The sequence below is a fragment of the Methylobacterium sp. 17Sr1-1 genome, from assembly GCF_003173775.1.
Classification (GTDB): domain Bacteria; phylum Pseudomonadota; class Alphaproteobacteria; order Rhizobiales; family Beijerinckiaceae; genus Methylobacterium.
Genome location: NZ_CP029552.1, coordinates 5531730 through 5547697, shown reverse-complemented (window position 1 = coordinate 5547697; position 15968 = coordinate 5531730). Strand labels below are relative to the sequence as shown.

General features: G+C 73.8%; 13 protein-coding genes. 3 read left to right on the top strand and 10 right to left on the bottom strand.

Annotated features, from left to right (window positions below; genetic code table 11):
- Positions 1-69 precede the first annotated feature (69 nt).
- The 4 genes from DK412_RS25255 to DK412_RS25240 all read right to left on the bottom strand — a co-directional run bounded on the left by DK412_RS25255 (position 70) and on the right by DK412_RS25240 (position 3931).
- Entirely contained in the window at positions 70-1296 is a 1227-nt protein-coding gene (locus DK412_RS25255) for an MFS transporter (protein WP_109974208.1), read from the bottom strand.
- A gap of 96 nt (positions 1297-1392) precedes the next feature.
- Positions 1393-2178 carry an ATP-binding cassette domain-containing protein gene (locus DK412_RS25250; RefSeq protein ID WP_109974207.1) on the bottom strand — a complete coding sequence of 262 codons (786 nt, stop codon included), beginning with the start codon at positions 2176-2178 and terminating at the stop codon, positions 1393-1395.
- A complete protein-coding gene (locus tag DK412_RS25245) occupies positions 2159-2893 on the bottom strand; it encodes an ABC transporter permease subunit (protein ID WP_109974206.1) in 735 nt (244 codons plus the stop codon). The genes DK412_RS25250 and DK412_RS25245 overlap by 20 nt, the downstream gene beginning before the upstream one ends.
- Before the next feature lie 27 nt (positions 2894-2920).
- Positions 2921-3931, bottom strand: coding sequence for an ABC transporter substrate-binding protein (locus tag DK412_RS25240; protein ID WP_109974205.1), 1011 nt, complete (start codon positions 3929-3931; stop codon positions 2921-2923).
- A gap of 202 nt (positions 3932-4133) precedes the next feature.
- On the opposite strand from DK412_RS25240, the gene DK412_RS25235 reads away from it, so the two are divergent.
- A complete protein-coding gene (locus tag DK412_RS25235; RefSeq protein ID WP_109974204.1) occupies positions 4134-4502 on the top strand; it encodes a 4a-hydroxytetrahydrobiopterin dehydratase in 369 nt (122 codons plus the stop codon).
- Here the strand turns inward: DK412_RS25235 and DK412_RS25230 are convergent.
- The 5 genes from DK412_RS25230 to DK412_RS25210 form a co-directional block, all read right to left on the bottom strand.
- Positions 4486-5358, bottom strand: a complete 873-nt coding sequence (locus DK412_RS25230) for a metallophosphoesterase (RefSeq protein ID WP_109974203.1) — start codon at positions 5356-5358, stop codon at positions 4486-4488. The two genes, DK412_RS25235 and DK412_RS25230, sit on opposite strands and share 17 nt — an antisense overlap.
- 4 nt (positions 5359-5362) lie before the next feature.
- Complete coding sequence (locus tag DK412_RS25225; RefSeq protein WP_109974202.1) at positions 5363-6400, bottom strand: DNA polymerase III subunit delta'; 1038 nt, start codon at positions 6398-6400, stop codon at positions 5363-5365.
- Entirely contained in the window at positions 6390-7127 is a 738-nt protein-coding gene (tmk, locus tag DK412_RS25220) for a dTMP kinase (protein ID WP_109974201.1), read from the bottom strand. The genes DK412_RS25225 and tmk overlap by 11 nt, the downstream gene beginning before the upstream one ends.
- On the bottom strand, positions 7124-8350 hold the full coding sequence (locus tag DK412_RS25215; protein ID WP_109974200.1) for a D-alanyl-D-alanine carboxypeptidase family protein: 1227 nt from the start codon (positions 8348-8350) through the stop codon (positions 7124-7126). Before DK412_RS25215 ends, tmk begins: the two co-directional genes overlap by 4 nt.
- 369 nt (positions 8351-8719) lie before the next feature.
- The gene (locus tag DK412_RS25210) at positions 8720-9958 is read right to left on the bottom strand and encodes a septal ring lytic transglycosylase RlpA family protein (RefSeq protein ID WP_245447270.1); all 1239 of its coding nucleotides are present in this window, start codon (positions 9956-9958) and stop codon (positions 8720-8722) included.
- 482 nt (positions 9959-10440) lie between these two features.
- Between DK412_RS25210 and DK412_RS25205 the strand changes: the two genes are divergently transcribed.
- Positions 10441-11247, top strand: coding sequence for a hypothetical protein (locus DK412_RS25205; RefSeq protein WP_109974198.1), 807 nt, complete (start codon positions 10441-10443; stop codon positions 11245-11247).
- A gap of 20 nt (positions 11248-11267) precedes the next feature.
- On the opposite strand, the gene DK412_RS25200 is transcribed toward DK412_RS25205, so the two are convergent.
- Positions 11268-14417, bottom strand: coding sequence for an efflux RND transporter permease subunit (locus DK412_RS25200; protein ID WP_109974197.1), 3150 nt, complete (start codon positions 14415-14417; stop codon positions 11268-11270).
- A gap of 254 nt (positions 14418-14671) precedes the next feature.
- On the opposite strand from DK412_RS25200, the gene DK412_RS25195 reads away from it, so the two are divergent.
- On the top strand, positions 14672-15904 hold the full coding sequence (locus tag DK412_RS25195) for an efflux RND transporter periplasmic adaptor subunit (protein ID WP_245447268.1): 1233 nt from the start codon (positions 14672-14674) through the stop codon (positions 15902-15904).
- Positions 15905-15968 lie beyond the last annotated feature (64 nt).

The following is a 15968-nucleotide window of genomic DNA, read 5'->3' as shown; positions in this document are numbered from 1 at the left end:
GGCCAGACGAGCCGGGCTTCCACTGTGCCCGGTCTTGGGCTTGGCTCGGCCCTTGGGCCCGATCCGCCGTCAGGCCGGCAGCGCCCGCCCCTGCCCGGCCCGGCGCTGCACCAGCCACAGGCTGATGGCGACGTTGAGCAGGTTCCAGCCGACCCCGTTGGCGAAGGCCGCCGCGTAGGAGCCGGTGAGGTCGAAGATCACGCCCGACAGCCAGCCGCCGAGCGCCATGCCGAACAGGGTCGCCATGATGACGATGCCGACCCGGCCGCCGGCCTCGCTCGCCGGAAACAGCTCGCGCACGATGATCGCGTAGGCCGGCACGATGCCGCCCTGGAACAGGCCGAACAGGGCCGAGATCACGTAGAGCGAGGTCAGCCCGTCGAAGGCGAGGTAGAGGAGGAGCGCCACGCCCTGGAGCACCGAGCCGACGAGGAGCGTCGGCAGCCCGCCGATCCGGTCGGCGAGGAAGCCGGAGGCGACCCGGCTGACGATGCCGAAGCCCAGCATCAGGGACAGCATCTCGGCGCCGCGGGCGACGCCGTAGCCGAGATCGCCGCAATAGGCGACGATGTGGACCTGCGGCATCGACATGGCGACGCAGCAGGCCAGCCCCGCCACCACGAGCAGGCCCTGGAGCATGGTCGGCGGCAGGCCGAGGGTGCCGCCCCCCGCCGCCTCGCCCCGATCGACGGTCGCGGCCGGCGGGCGGGCGCGCATCAGCAGCGCCAGCGGCAGCATGGTGGCGAGGCAGAACAGGCCGATACCGGCTTGCGTGGCGCGCCAGCCCCAGGCCGAGACCGCGTGCTGGACCAGCGGCGGCCACAGGGTGCCGGCGAGGTAGTTGCCCGCGGCGCAGACCGAGACCGCGATGCCGCGCCGGCGGGCGAACCACAGCGAGATGTCGGCCATCAGGGGCCCGAAGGCGGCGGAGGAGCCGAGCAGCCCGATCAGGATCCCGTGCGCGAGCGCGAACTGCCACAGGCTCGTCGAGAGCGCGGTGGCGCCGTAGCCGAGGAACAGGCAGAGGCCGCCGAGCACCAGCGGCGCCAGGATGCCGAACCGGTCGGCGAGCCGCCCCATCAGCACGCCGCCGAAGGCGAAGCCGACCATGGTGAGGGTGTAGGGCAAGGCGGCGGCCCCGCGGGCGGCGCCGAACTCCGCCTGCACGGCGGGCAGCACCACCACCACCGACCACATGCCGACGCCCCCGATGGTGGTCAGCAGCACGGAGACGACGAGGCGGCGCCAGGCGGCGGCGGAATCGAGGCCGTCGGCGGGCAGCGGGCGGGTCGGCACGGGCGTTTCCTCGACTCGGTTATGGTTTGTCCGAGGCTGTAGCAGGCGGGGCGGCGTGCGAGGAGCGATCCCGGCGCAACCCCCGCCCGCTCCGGCTCACCCCTCCGCCACCGTCTTCGGGTAGCGCGCCGCGAGGTCCCGCCGCATCGCCTCGATCCAGTCCCGGTCGCGCTCTTCCTTCGGCGTCCGGATCGGCACCTCCGCCACCAGGCTCGCCGGCCGGCCGGAGAGGAGCAGCAGCCGGTCGGCCACCGCCAGGGCCTCGGGCACGTTGTGGGTCACCATCAGCACCGCCGCGCCGCGCGAGGCCGCGCTGCCGAACACCGCGGCGCGCAGACCGGCTGCCGCCGCGTCGTCGAGGGAGACGAAGGGCTCGTCGAGGACGAGGAGGCCGGGGGCGAGCGCCAGCGCCCGGGCGAGCGCGACCCGGCGGGCCATGCCGAGCGACAAAGCCCGGGGATAGCGCCCGCGCCAGGCCGTGAGACCCAGTTCCTCGAACAGCGCGTCGAGGGGCTGCCCGCGCTCGGCTCGCGGCAGGGACAGGCGCACGTTCTCCTCGACGGTCCGCCAGGGCAGGAGCCGCGGCTCCTGGAACACCATGCCGATGCGCAAGTCCGGGCGGGTGGCGAGGCTTCCCTCGAAGTCGCGGTCGAGGCCGAGCAGGATGCGCAGGGTCGTGGTCTTGCCCGCCCCCGACGGGCCGATCAGGCACAGGGTCTCGGCCGCCCGGACCGTGAGGCCGAGGTCGCGCACCGCCTCGACCGGCTCGGACCTGTCCGGGCGGTAGACCTTGCGGCGGATTGCCAGGGTGAGGATCGGGGCGGCCGCCTCGCGGCGGAGGTCGGCGCCAGCGGCGGAGGTTTTATCGCCAGCGGCGGGCATGGGCGTCGAGGGGCTGGAGCAGCAGGACGTCGACCGCCAGCATCACGGCGCTGAACACGAGACTGTAGCCGATCAGCGCCGCGACGTCGAAGAGCTGGAAGTAGTACGAGATGGCGTAGCCGACGCCGTTCGGACGGCCGAGCAGCTCGACCACCAGCACGATCTTCCAGGCGAGCGAGATCCCGGAGCGCGCCGCCGCCACCGCGAAGGGCACGAGCTGGGGCAGGAGCACGTGGCGGATCCAGGTGCGGCGGTCGTAGCGGAAGGCCTGCGCCATCTCTTCCAGGCCCGGGTCGAGCCCGCGGGCGCCCTCGCGCAGGATCACCGCCACGTTCGGCATCTTGTTCAGCGCCACCGCCAGGATCGCCGCGGTCTCGGTCAGGCCGAGCCAGATGTAGGCCAGCACGGTGATGACCAGGGCCGGGGTGTTGAGCAGCACGAGGAGCGGCGTGTCGAGGAGCCGGTCGGCGGCCCGCGAGCGGCCGAGCGCGATGCCGAGCAAAGCCCCCGTCGCCATGGCGAGGCAGAACGAGGCCGCGACCCGCCAGAGCGTGATGCCGATGTTGCGCAGGAGGTCGCCCGAGGCCGCCTCCCGCCCCACGAACGCCGCCACCGCCTCCGGCGACGGCAGGGTGCGGGGGTCGGTGGTGCGGCTCGCGAGCCACCAGATCACGACGAGGAGAGCGACCGAGCCGAGGCGGGCGATGAGGGCCATCAGGCGGTCGACGCGCGCGGGGGCGGCTCAGCCATTCGGCCCGCCGTCCCAGTACAGCCCCTCCGGCAGGGTCGCGGCCGCGCCCACCAGGCGCTCGCCGCCGAGCCGCGCCAGCACCGCGTAGAGGCGCTCGGCATCCGCCCGCTCGGCGGCGGCTTTCCGGTGCGGGATGCCCTCCAGGAAGGCGCGCTTGAGCGTGGCGTAGGTCGCCTCGTCCTCCGCCGCCATCAGCGGGCGAACGGACGTCCAGGCCGACTCCCCGGCCGCCAGCGCCTGCTTGGCCCGGGCCGAGGCGCGGGCGAAGCCCGCGACCGTGCGGGGCTCGCGCTGCAGCAGGGCCTCGTCGAAGACGTAGCCGAGGAGCGCGATCGGCCCCTCGACCCCGAACGAGGCGGCGATGCCGTCGGCGCCGATCAGGCGGCGGAAGCCCCGCGCCTCGAGCCGGGCGCAGAAGGTCCAGTACAGCAGCGCGGCGTCGAGCTCGCCCGCTTCGAGCTTGCGCATCAGGAGCGGCGGCGCGCCGAAGACGGGTTTCGCCTCGCGCTCGAGGTCGAGCCCGTCCTTCTCGCGGGCCCGCGCCCGCAGGAGCAGCCAGTTCTTGTCGAGCGGCCCCCCCGCCACCCCGAGGCGCTTGCCCGCGAGGCCGGCGACCGTGGCGAGGGAGCTGGTCCCCGGCACCATCAGGGCGCCCTCGGTGGAGGAATAGGGCAGGAACTTCACCGCCCGCCCCTCCGCCCGCAGGCGCGCGGCCCAGAGCAGGTCCGACACGATGGTATCGACCTGGCCGCCCTGGAAGGCGATGCGGGCGGCGTCGCTCCCGGCGAGGCGCACGCCTTCGAGCGACAGCCCCTCCGCCGCGTCGATCCCTTCCGCCTTGATGACCGCCGCCTCCCAGGCGACGGTGCCGAACGGCAGGAGCCCGACCTTCAGGCTGGAGGCCGTGGAAGCCCGCGGGGTGGCGGTCTGCGCTCCGGCGGGACGGAGCTGCGCGATCGGCCACAGCCCGGCCGCCGCCATCAATCCGCGCCGTGAGAGCATGGGCGCCTCTCCCTGTTGCCCGGCTCGCGCCCGGCCTCGTTCACCCGGCCGGTTCTCCCGGTCCTGTCGCCCCTCAGAGGTAGGCGGCGGGACCGGCGGCGTCCACCGCTTGCGCACGGAGGTGCGAGGCCGCACCCTGGGCGGACCCGCTGCCGTGGTCACTTGTACTATCGTCGGGCGGGTTCCAAGGGAGAGGGACGCCATGCCGAGGGACGACGTTCTCAAGCCCGACGTGATCGCCGCGCGCCTCGCCGACCTGCCGGCCTGGCAGCACGCCGACGGCTGGATCACCCGCACCTACCGGACGAACGGCTGGAAGGGCACCCTGATGGTGATCAACACCGTCGGCCACCTCGCCGAGGCGGCCTGGCACCACCCGGACCTCACCGCCTCCTACGCCTGGGTCGAGGTGCGGCTGACCACCCACTCCGCCAAGGGCCTGACCGAGAAGGACTTCGCCCTCGCCCGCAAGATCGAGGAGGTGGTCGGCTGGCAGCCGGGGCTGGAGGGCGGCGCCCTGGAGGGCACGCCGAGCGACCCGCGCTTCGCCTACATCAAGTACGACCGGTAGGTCCTCGGGCCGAAACCTCCGCCACCAGCCCGGGATCGAAGGTCCGGCCCTCGACCGGGTTGGCGAGGCAGCGCGTGCCGTGGAGCCGGAGGTCGTGGCCGGCATGGAAGTGGCCGGAGATCCAGAGGGCCGGCCGGTGGGCGTCGGCCAGGTCGGCGAGCAGCGTCGTGGCGTAGAAGGCCGGCACCCACCAGGGCACGCCGGGCGCGTCGCGGTAGCGGTCGGCGGCCTCAGGGAGAGGCGGGTGGTGGGTGACCGCGACGGTCGGGCCCGGATGCGGCCGGGCGAGGGCCGCCGTCACCGCGGCCCGGTCGGCCGCGTGGGCCGCCATCGCGGCCTGCGGCGTCCAGGGCGTGCCGTCCCCCTGGCGGATCGCCCGGTACTCGCGCGAGCCGGTCGCCGGATCGGTCATGCGGGCGGCGGCGTACGCGACCGGGTCGGCGGGCCGGTCCGGCGCGTCCGCCGCGAGCCAGCGCCCGGCGAGGCGCCAGTCGCTCCACAGCGTCGCGCCGACGAAGCGCACGCCGCCGATCACGCGCGCCTCGCCGTCCTGGAGCAGCGCCACCTGCTCGCGGCCGGCCGCGCGGTTGACCGCCGCCGCCCCGTCCGCCAGCGCCGCCAGCAGCTCCGGGGCGGTGCGGGGATCGCCCGACGGCGCGTAACGCTCGTGGTTGCCCGGCACCAGCACCACGGGCCGCTCGCCGGCGAGGTGGAGGAGCGCGGCGAGCCCCCGCTCCGGCTCGCCCTCCCAGACGTCGCCGGCGCAGACCAGGAGGTCGAAGGGCTGCGTCGGGGCCGGCACGGCGGCGAGCGGCCGGCGCTCCAGGTGCAGGTCGGAGAGCGGGAAGAGGCGCACGGCGTCAGGCGCCGAACAGCGACAGCACCACCGGCCGCCGGTCGAGGTTGTAGACCTGCGCCTCCCGGGCGGCCTTCGCGGCGCGCTCGGCGGCGTCGGCGAGGGCCGCGAGGCGGGACGGCGGCTCGCCCTGGCGGCGCTCGATCTCGGCGGCGAGCCTGCGCTGCACCGTGTCGAGGGCGGTGGCGTAGAGCGCGTCGGCCTCGCGGCCGGCGAGCCGCTCGGCGAGCCGCAGGGCCCGGCGCCAGTCCGGCCGGTCGCCCTGGTCGAGCAGGGCCTCGACCTCGTCGACCACCCCGATCGCGTCGGGGTCGAGGAGTTCGAGGCCGCGGGCGACCGAGCCCTCGCTCAAGGCGGCGGCCCGCTCGATCAGCTCCGGCGGGGCCCCGGCCTGGGCCGGCCCGAGGCCGCGCAGCACCCGCGCCACCTCAGCCGCCGGGAGCGGCTTGAGGGCTAGGCGCCGGCAGCGCGAGCGGATGGTCGGCAGCAGGCGTCCGGGGGCGTGGCTGACGATCAGGAACAGCGAGCGCGGCGGCGGCTCCTCGATCACCTTCAGGAGCGCGTTGGCGCTGGCGAGGTTCAACTCGTCGGCGCAGTCGACGATGCAGATCCGGTAGCCCGCATCGGCCGAGGTCTCGGCGAAGAGGTGGAGCGCGCGCCGCGCCGCATCGACGCCGATCTGGGTCGGCACGGTCTTGGCGCCCGGCGCCTTCTGGCGCCGCAGGAGCACGAGGTTGGGATGCGAGAGGCCCGCGACCTGGCGCGCCACCGGGTGGCCGGGGGGCAGGTCGAGGCTGTCGGGCAGGCCGGCCCGGTCGCCGTGGGCGAGCAGGTGGCGGGCGACCCGGAAGGCGAGCGTCGCCTTGCCGATGCCCTTCGGCCCGCCGAGGAGCCAGGCATGGTGCAGCCGCCCGGCGCCGATCGCCTCGCGAAAAGCCCGCTCGGCCGCCTCCTGGCCGAGGAGGTCCTGGCGCTCGCGCGGGCGCGGCACGCCCGGGATCTCGCCCGGCTCGAGACCGTCGTCTCCCTTGTCAGGCGGCATCGAACCGGTCCTGGACGAGATGCGGCAGCCGGGCCGCGATCGCCGCGCGGATCGCCTGCGCGACGCGGTCGGGGGCGCCTTGCGCGTCGATGACCGCGCAGCGCGCCGGCTCGGCCTCGGCGATGGCGAGGAAGGCGGCCCGCAGGCGTTCGTGGAACTCAAGGGCCTCGGCCTCGAACCGGTCGGGGCCGCTCGCGGCGGCGCGGCCGCGCTGGCGCGCCCGGGCGAGGCCGATCTCGGGGGGCAGGTCGAGGATCAGGGTCAGGTCCGGCCGGGTCGTCCCGACCACCACCCGCTCCAGGGCCGACAGCGTCTCGGGCTCGAGCCCGCCGGCGGCGCCCTGGTAGGCCCGGGTCGAGTCGCTGAAGCGGTCGCACAGCACGACGGCGCCGCGGGCGAGGCTCGGGCGGATCAGGGTCGCGAGGTGGTCGAGGCGGGCGGCGGCGAACAGGAGCGCCTCGGCGAAGGGGCCGTGGGGCTTGGCGACGCCGGACAGCACCGCGGCGCGGATCCGCTCGGCCCGGGGCGAGCCGCCGGGCTCGCGGGTGGTCACCACCTCTCGGGTGGTCACCGTCTCGTGGGTCTTGGCCGTGCCGTCGGCGCGCAGCCAGGCCGCGGCCCGGGCGATCTGGGTCGACTTGCCGGCGCCCTCGCCGCCCTCGAAGGTGATGAAGCAGCCGGGGCGTCGGGAGTCGACCGTCGCGGCCGTCGGGGACGCCTCGCTCACGACCGGCTGGTGATCCGGCCGAGGGCCTGGCGGAACCAGCCGGTGCCGACCTCCATGGCCGCGTCGAGGGCGCGCTGGGTCATGGTGCCGGCGGGCACGGCCTCGGCGGTGTAGAGCGGCATGTCGAGCACCACCTGCTCGCCGCGGGTGACCTTGAGCCGGCCGACCTCGCGCCCCTCCTCCACCGGGGCGGTCAGCGGGCCCTGGTAGGTGGCGCGGGCCACCAGCCGGTCGCTGTTGCCCCGCGGCAGCATCAGCCGCACCGGCTTCTTCGTGACGAGGGGCACCCGGCCCTTCTCGGCCCCGAAGGTCTCGGCCTCCACCACGGTCTCGCCGGCATTGAAGACCTGGCGCGCCTCGAAGGCGCGGAACCCCCACTCGATCAGCTTGCGCGACTCGGCGGCGCGGTCGCGGGCGGTCTTGAGGCCGCTCACCACCAGGACTAGGCGCTGGCCGTTCTGCACCGCCGAGCCGGTCAGGCCGTAGCCGGATTCCTCGAGGTAGCCGGTCTTCAGCCCGTCGGCGCCGACGTCGAGGGTGAGCAGCGGGTTGCGGTTCTGCTGGCGGATCTTGTTCCAGGTGAACTCGCGCTCGGCGAAGAGCTTGTAGTTCTCCGGATAGGTCTCGATCAGGTGGATGGCGAGCTTGGCGAGGTCGCGGGCCGTCACCTTCTGGTCGGGGGCGGAGTAGCCGGTGGCGTTGCGGAAGGTCGAGCGCTCGAGCCCGATCTCCTTCGCGTGCCGGTTCATGATCTGGGAAAAGTTGTCCTCGGTGCCGGCGACGCCCTCGGCCGCCGCGATCGCCGCGTCGTTGCCCGACTGCACGATGATGCCGCGCAGGAGGTCGGGCAGCTTCACCTTGCTGTTGAGCTGGGCGAACATCGACGAGCCGCCGCCGCCGGCGCCGCCGCGGCGCCAGGCATTCTCGCTGATGGTGAACTCGGTGTCGGGGCCGAGCTTGCCCTTGCGCATCTCGTCGAAGAGCACCTCGACGGTCATCAGCTTGGCCATGCTGGCAGGCGAGAACGGCTCGTCGGCCCCCTTCTCGAACAGCACCGCGCCGGTATCGGCGTCGATCAGGATCGCGTGCGGCGCCAGGGTCTGGAAGGCCTGCGCGCGGGCGTCGGAGGCCGCCATGGCGGCGCCGAGGAGGGCTGCCAGAGCCAATCCCGCGGCGCGGCGCGCGAGCGCCCTGCCCGCTCCGGTGGTCGCTATCACACGCATACCCCTACCGCTTCATCGTCCGGCCGAACCGGGAGCCTGCCGCACTGTGCCGCCCCGCTCGCGCCCGCGCAACCGCGCCTGTGCCGCAGTGCGGGATGGGAACCGTTTCGGATGTGGACCCTGGCGGGGACGGCAGACGCCGATCGCCCGACGTCCGCGTCCTCACCCCTCATCCCAACCACGACCTCATCCCGAGGTGTCAGTCGATCGACGATTGACTGACCTCGAAGGAGGCCTCCAGATCCCGCTGAGATCTCTGGAGGCCTCCTTCGAGGCTCACGTCGTTCGCGATCTTTGATCGCCAGACACCTCAGGATGAGGTCGCGGGTGGGGGAGCACGGACATCAACCCGGAAGGGTGCCCCTGCCCTCAATACATCCCCGCCACCTTCGAGCGCGGCGGCATGCCGGGCTTGTGGCCCGTCGCCTTGGCATCCTCCCGGTCGCCCTTCTGGGCGCCGGCCAGACGCAGCGGCGGCGCGATCGGCAGCGGGCCGTTCTTCGCGATCACGGTCGTCTTCGCGGCCTTGGCCCCGGCCGGGTGCGCGGCGGCCTGCATCGCCTGGGCGAGCGAGGCGCGGTCCGCCGCCGGATGGGCCGCGAAGGCCATGGCCTGGCTCGGGGCCTGGCTCGGGAGCGCCGGCCGGCGGGCCAGGGCGACGGGGGCGGGAGCCACGGACCGCGCCGCACGGGGCGCGGCGAGGCCCGGGTTCAGGCCCTCGACGGCGGCGACGCGGACGGGCGCGGGCCTCCGGGCCGGCCCGCGGGGCGCCTCGGCCCCTGGCTCGGCCGCTTGCTCGGCGACCTGGACCGGCACGCGGACGGGGGCGCGCAGGGCCGGGCGGCGGATCTCCGGCTCGGCCTCGGCGAGCTGGACCGGCGCGACGACCCGCGGCCTCTCGACGATCGGGCGGACCGGCTCCGGCTCGGGCTGGCGGAACGCGAAGGGTCTCGCGTCGTCACCGGCATCCGCCACCATGATGTTGGCGCCCAGCGGCGAGCCGGCGGGTTGTCCGTCGGTGCGCAGGGTCGCCATCAGCTTGCGGTCGTCGCTGCCGCCGACCGAGGCCTTGCCGACATACTCGACCCGGACCTTCGTGGTGCCGCGGCGGCGGAAGTCGAGGGCCTCGGCCACCGCCTGCGACACGTCCATCAGCCGGTCGGCGTGGTAGGGGCCGCGGTCGTTCACCCGCACCACCATCGAGTGGCCGTTCGCCAGGTTGGTGACCCGGGCGTAGCTCGGCAGCGGCAGGGTCGGATGCGCCGCCGCGACCGAGAAGCGGTCGAAGATCTCGCCGTTGGCGGTCTGGCGGCCGTGGAAGGCGGTGCCGTACCAGGAGGCCAGGCCCTCGCGCACGTAGCCGCGGGCGTCCTGGCGCGGCACGTAGGTGCGGCCGGCGACGACGTAGGGCTTGCCGGTCATCTGCCGGCCGCCGCCCTTCGGGATCTTGTCGTTCTCGCCGTAGAGCCGCGGGCTCGCGGCGACGCCGTATTTCGGGTCGATCTCGCGGCCGCCGCTCCTGACCGCCAGATTCTTGGGTGTCGGCCCGGCGCAATTGGCCGCCGCGAGCGCGATGCCCGCCACCGCGGCCCACCGCACGACCGGCATCGGCCGGAGGGCTCCCCGCTCCGTCTCCGGACGCGTGGAACCACTCTTCGAAGATCCCGCCATCGACCCCTCGGATCCCCCGTGCCGGCCTCGAGGCCCGCCGCCCGCCCGGGAGGGCTGGGAGGGCGGGCGCCAGGGCCGCACAGGGTTACGCTGCACTCGTGGAAGACCCTGCCGGCCCTGCGTAAATGAAATCTCAACGGGGCCTCCGGCGCGAGTCCCCTCCACCGCCGTCCACAGGCCCGTGCCGGCCCCGCCCGGGGATCGCGGCCCGGGAGCACTCCGCGGCGGGCCCGGCGGGCGACGGCTGCGATCGGGATGGCCCGGACGGCCGGGCGCTTCGCGGGCGGCGCGTAACCCCCGGATGACTCCTCTTTTCGGACGACTTGGATTTCTGGGCGGATCGGGCAGGCTCGATCCGGCGTGGGGCCGGCCGCCGCCGCGCGGCGGCCCGTGAGCGTGCCCCGCCTGGGAGGAACGCCATGGAACACGCTTCGAGGAACGCCCTGTCGCGGCCGCTCGCCGCGTCGCTGCTGGCGGCCATGCTGGCCTGCCCCGCTCTCGCGCAGCCCGCCCCCACCGATCCGGGGCCGGGCGTCCCGGCGGGGTGGTCGCAGGAGGTGCGGATGGTCGTCGCCCTCGCGGTGCCGGAGGAGAAGGCCCAGGCGCTGCTCCCGGTCGGCTGGACCGTCAACCCGGCCCAGCAGGGGCCGGGCCGGGGCGCCAACCTCTCGGTGGTCTTCCGCGAGCAGCTCGCGGCGACGGGACCGGACGGCAAGCCGGCGGGGGCCGAGGAGCGGGCCGCCGTGCTGGCGGTGCCGGCCCGCCGCGGCGACGAGACCGGCTTCGTGATCGTGCGCACCTTCGCCGATGCCCGGTCAGGGCCGGGCTACTACAAGGTCGGCGTGCCGGCGGCCGTGACGCTCGAGCGGCGCGGCAGCGCCACCACCCTCGCGGGCCAGGCCGAGGAGGCCTGGAGCGTGACCGCCGAGAGCGGCGAGCGGCTGAGCCTGCGGGTCGCCTATGCGCGCGGCACGCCGGTCCGGGCCCAGCCCACCGCCCTCAACCTCTCGGCCGCCGATCCGCGGGTCCGGCGGACCTACCGGGTCGACCAGGGCGTCGATCCTGTCCTGAGCCGCCCCGCCGGCGTCGACCGGACGACGGCCCTGTCCTTCGCGGCCTCGGGCGGCACGCTCGCCCCGATCTTCGACGGCCGGGAGCAGGTGGTCGCGGTCCTGTCCCTGCCCTGGTACGCGCGCCAGATGTTCGCGCCCGCCGCGATCGACTGACCGGGAGCCCGGCGCACCGCCTATTCCGCCGGCTGCGGCGCGCCGGATCGCTCCTGACCGGATCCCTTCTTCTTCCGCCCCGCCACCAGCCGCTCGGCCGCGACGTAGAAGACCGGGGTGACGAACAGGGTGAGCAGGGTCGCGACGAGCAGGCCGCCGATCACCACCGTGCCCATCGAGATCCGGGCGTTGGCGCTGGCACCCGTGGCGATGGCGAGCGGTACCGAGCCGAGGATGAAGGCGAAGGAGGTCATCAGGATCGGCCGCATCCGCAGCCGCACCGCGTCCTGCGCCGCCGCCACCGCGTCCTCGCCCGTCTCCCGCAGGTCGCGGGCGAAGGAGACCAGCAGGATCGCGTTCTTGGCCGCCAGCCCCACCAGCAGCAGGAGGCCGATCTGCCCGAAGATGTCGAGGGGCAGGTCGCGCAGCGCCAAGGCGCCGACGGCGCCGAACAGGGCGAGCGGCGTCACCAGGATCACCACGAAAGGCAGCCGCAGGCTCTCGTACTGGCCGGCGAGCAGCAGCACGATCATCACCACGCCGAGCCCGAAGATCAGCGGCGCCCAGCCGCCGGCGATCTTTTCCTGATACGCGACCTCCGTCCATTCCACCGCGTAGTCGGTCGGGAGCGCCGTGTCGGCGAGGCGCTCGACCGCGGCGATCGCCGCGCCCGAACTCGCGGACTCGGCGGTATCCACCGAGATCTCGATCGCCGGGTAGGTGTTGTAGGACAGGACCGCCGTCGGCCCGCTGACGAAGTGCGGCGTGACGAGGGCGCCGATCTGCACCGCCTCGCCCCGGTTGTTCGGCACCGTCAGCCGCGACAGATCCTCGATCGTGCGCCGCCCCTGCGACTCGCTCTGGACGTAGACCTGGTAGACGAAGCCGAACTTGTTGAAGAGGTTGACGAAGGACGAGCCGACATAGGTGCCGAGCGCGTCGAACAAGGATTGCAGGCTGACGCCGAGCTGCTCGGCCTTGGCGCGGTCGATGTCGAGGCGCAGCTGCGGCACGCCGTAGCTCGTGGTGGCGGTGGCGCCGCCGATCTCGGGCAGTTTCTTGAGTTGCGCGATGAAGCCCTCGGCGGTCTTGGCGAGCTTGAGCCCGCCCTCGCCGCTGCGGTCCTGCAGTTCGAGCGTCAGGCCGCCGCGGGAGCCGAGGCCCGGCAGCGGCGAGGGGTCGACGATGCGCAAGACCCCGTCGGGATGGTTCTTGAACTGCTTGCGCAGGCGCCCGACCACGTCGGCAACCGTCTCGGTGCGCTCGTCCCAGGGTTTTAGGGTCGGGATCTGGAAGCCGTAGAACGGCGCGGTGACGTCGGCCAGGATGCCGCGCCCGGCCACCCCGATCGTGCCGGCGACCGAGGGCTCGGCCATCGCCGCCTTGCCGACCTCCTCCACCATCGCGGCGGTGCGGCTGACCGAGGCGCCCTTCGGCATCGCGATGTCGGCGAAGAAGTAGCCCTGGTCCTCCTGCGGCACGAAGGCGCTCGGGCGGCTCATGACCATCCAGGCGGTGAGCCCGGCGAAGACGAGGAAGACGAGGCCGGTGGCGATCAGGTGGCGCGACAGCCGTCCCGCCGAGCCGACCGCGAAGCCGGTCGCCCGGTCGAGGACGGCGTTGAACCAGCGCAAAGGCGCCCGCCAGCGGCTCCGGTGCGCGGTCTTGTCGTGGGGCTTCAGCAGCAGGGCGCAGAGCGCCGGGGTCAGGGTGAGCGAGACGACGGCCGAGATCAGCACCGAGATCGCGATGGTCAGCGCGAACTGGTTGTAGAGCTGGCCGGTCAGCCCCGGAATGAAGGCCACCGGCACGAACAGGGCGGCGAGCACCAGGGTGGTGGCGATGACCGGGCCCGCGACCTCGTTCACCGCCTCGCGGGCGGCCTCGCGCGGGGCCTGCCCCTCCTCCATCAGCCGCTCGGTGTTCTCGACCACGATGATCGCGTCGTCGACCACGAGCCCCACCGCCAGCACCAGCCCGAGCAGGCTCAGGGTGTTGAACGAGAAACCGAGGAGCGCCATCGGCCCGAAGGTGCCGACCAGCGCCACCGGCACCGCGATCGCCGGGATCAGCGTCGCGCGCCAGTTCTGCAGGAACAGGTAGGTGATGACGACGACCAGCACGATCGCCTCGATCAGGGTCTTGACCACCTCGTGGATCGAGGCGTCGACGAACTCGGTGCGGTCGAGGGCGATTCTGTACTTGAGGCCCGGGGGAAAGCGCTTGGCGAGGTCCTTCATCGTGGCGCGCACGCCCTTCATCACCTCGACGGCGTTGGCCTCCGGGTTCTGGTACAGGCCGAGCGAGGCGGCGGGCAGGTTGTCGTAGGTCGAGCGGCTGCCGTACTGCTCCGAGCCGAGCTCGACCCGGCCGACGTCGCGGACGCGCACCACCGAGCCGTCGGGATTGGCCCGGATCACCACGTCGGCGAATTCCTTGGCTTCCGTCAGGCGGCCCTTGGTGACGATCTGCAGCTCGAAGGCGGGGGCGTCGCGCACCGGCTCCTTGCCGAGCGAGCCGACGGTGATCTGGGCGTTCTGCTGCTCGACCGCCTGGACGATCTGGCTCGGGCCGAGGCCCAGCGATTCCATCCGCGCCGGATCGAGCCAGATCCGCATCGCGTAGCGCTTGTTGGAGAAGTTGACGATGCGGCCCATGCCGGTGACCCGGCGCAGGGGCTTGATCACCTGGGTCTCGGCCCAGTTCGACAGGAAGAGTTCGTCGTAGCGGTTGTCGTCGCTGTAGAGCACGACGTTGCCGAGGCGCTGGCGCGACGACTTGACGATCTCCAGCCCCTGGTCGCGCACTGCCTGCGGCAGGCGCGATTCGGCGCGCTGCGCCCGGGTCAGCACGTCGGCCGCCGCGGCGTTGAGGTCGGAGCCGACCTCGAAGGTCGCGTCCAGGGTGACGCTGCCGTCGGCGTTGCTGGTCGAGTTGATGTAGATCAGGTCCTGCGCGCCGTTGATCTCCTGCTCGAGCGGGATCGCGATCGCCTCGTAGGCCTGCTGCGCCGTGGCGCCCGGATAGGTCGCCTGGATGTTGATGATCGGCGGCGCGATCTCGGGGAACTGGGCGATCGGCAGGGAGAAGCCCGCCACGGCCCCGATCAGGGTGATCAGCACCGAGATCACGCCCGCCAGAACGGGCCGGTCGACGAAGGAGGCGAACATCCCGGATCCCGCTGGACCGCCGGGCGCCGCACAGGCCCCGCGAGCCAAAACGGCCGGAAACGGGTCGCGGGGCCTGCGGCGGCGAGGTAATGGCTCTTGGGCAACGCGATCGCGTCCGAGGGAGTTCCCCCGCGGGAGGCCGGGCCGCCCCGGTCTCCCATGCCCCGGCCGCCGATGTCGCGGGCGGGGAACCGCGGGCCCGCCCCGGACCTTTGCGTCATCGTCGGGGAGATTCTTCCGGGGAGATCGGCATCGTGCGCGCAGGGCTTCGCTACGGCCTCATCGGTCTCGCCGGCATCGCGGCCGGGGCCGGCCTCTGGTGGGGTCTCGGCCATCCGCTGCCCCAGGGCGCCGCCGGCCTCCTGCCCGGCCCGGTGGCGCAGCTCGTGGCGCCGCAGGAGACGCAAAAGGCCCGCGGGCCCGAGGCGCCGGACTTCGACGTCGCGGTGGCGAAGGCGACGCCGGAGACCGTGCCGGTCGCCTTCTCGTATACCGGCACGGTGATCTCGCCGAAGGACGCCGCGCTCCAGCCCCGGGTCACCGGCGTGGTGGTGGAGCGGCCCTTCGAGCCGGGCGGCCACGTCAAGCAGGGCCAGGTGCTGTTCCGCATCGATCCGCGGCCGTTCGAGGTGGCGTTGCGCACGGCCGAGGCGCAGCGCGAGCAGGCTGTGGCGCAACTCGCCTTCGCCGACGCCGAGGTCGACCGCACCCAGACCCTGGCCGACAAGGGCTACGCCTCCGAGCAGCGCTTCCAGCAGCTCGAGAGCAACCGCCAGGTCGCCCGCAGCCGGGTGCAGGAGGCCGAGGCCGCGATCGCGCGCCAGAAGCTCAACCTCGAATACGCGGTGATCCGCGCCCCCTTCGACGGCCGCTCCAGCCTCTCCGACGTCAATCTCGGCGACCACGTCAACGAGAACACGACCCAGCTCGTCAGCGTGGTCCAGGTCGACCCGATCGAGGTGCAGGTCGCGCTCTCGGCCGAGGATTCGGAGGCGGTGCGCGCCGCCCTGAAGGAGGACCGCGCCGTCATCCGGACCCTCGACGCGCAGGGGCGCCCTGAGCGCAAGGCGACGATCTACAAGCTCGACAACCGCTTCGATCCCCGCACCGCCCGCCGCCTGGTCCGGGCCTGGCTCCCCAACGCCGACGAGCGCTACCTGCCGGGCGAGTTCGTGCGCACGCGGGTGCAGGTCGGCACGGAGGAGCGCCTGCTGGTCCCGACGGTCGCGCTCTCGTCGCAGCTCGACCAGCGCATCGTCTGGCGCGTGAGCGACGACGGCGACGCGGCCAAGGTGGCGATGATTCCGGTCGAGACCGGTGAGGAATTCGGCGACCGCACGGCGATCCTGAAAGGCCTGAAGGCCGGCGACCGCATCGCCACCGACCATCTCCAGCTCCTGCGGCAGGACCAGCGGGTCGGGATCAAGCGGGAGGGTCAGGACGGCCGGCAGGCGGCGAACGAGCCCGGCGACGCCGTTCCGCAATAGTCCGTCAGAACTTGCCCCGGCGAAGGTCCGGACGCTACGGTCGGCCGGCGATCCCCGGCACCCG

What these genes read in the sequence shown, in the direction of transcription:
- DK412_RS25250 (WP_109974207.1), bottom strand. Translation starts at nt 2,178, where the DNA reads ATGCCCGCCGCTGGCGATAAAACCTCCGCCGCTGGCGCCGACCTCCGC.
- DK412_RS25245 (WP_109974206.1), bottom strand. Translation starts at nt 2,893, where the DNA reads ATGGCCCTCATCGCCCGCCTCGGCTCGGTCGCTCTCCTCGTCGTGATC.
- DK412_RS25240 (WP_109974205.1), bottom strand. Translation starts at nt 3,931, where the DNA reads ATGCTCTCACGGCGCGGATTGATGGCGGCGGCCGGGCTGTGGCCGATC.
- DK412_RS25235 (WP_109974204.1), top strand. Translation starts at nt 4,134, where the DNA reads ATGCCGAGGGACGACGTTCTCAAGCCCGACGTGATCGCCGCGCGCCTC.
- DK412_RS25225 (WP_109974202.1), bottom strand. Translation starts at nt 6,400, where the DNA reads ATGCCGCCTGACAAGGGAGACGACGGTCTCGAGCCGGGCGAGATCCCG.
- DK412_RS25215 (WP_109974200.1), bottom strand. Translation starts at nt 8,350, where the DNA reads ATGCGTGTGATAGCGACCACCGGAGCGGGCAGGGCGCTCGCGCGCCGC.
- DK412_RS25210 (WP_245447270.1), bottom strand. Translation starts at nt 9,958, where the DNA reads ATGCCGGTCGTGCGGTGGGCCGCGGTGGCGGGCATCGCGCTCGCGGCG.
- DK412_RS25205 (WP_109974198.1), top strand. Translation starts at nt 10,441, where the DNA reads ATGGAACACGCTTCGAGGAACGCCCTGTCGCGGCCGCTCGCCGCGTCG.
- DK412_RS25200 (WP_109974197.1), bottom strand. Translation starts at nt 14,417, where the DNA reads ATGTTCGCCTCCTTCGTCGACCGGCCCGTTCTGGCGGGCGTGATCTCG.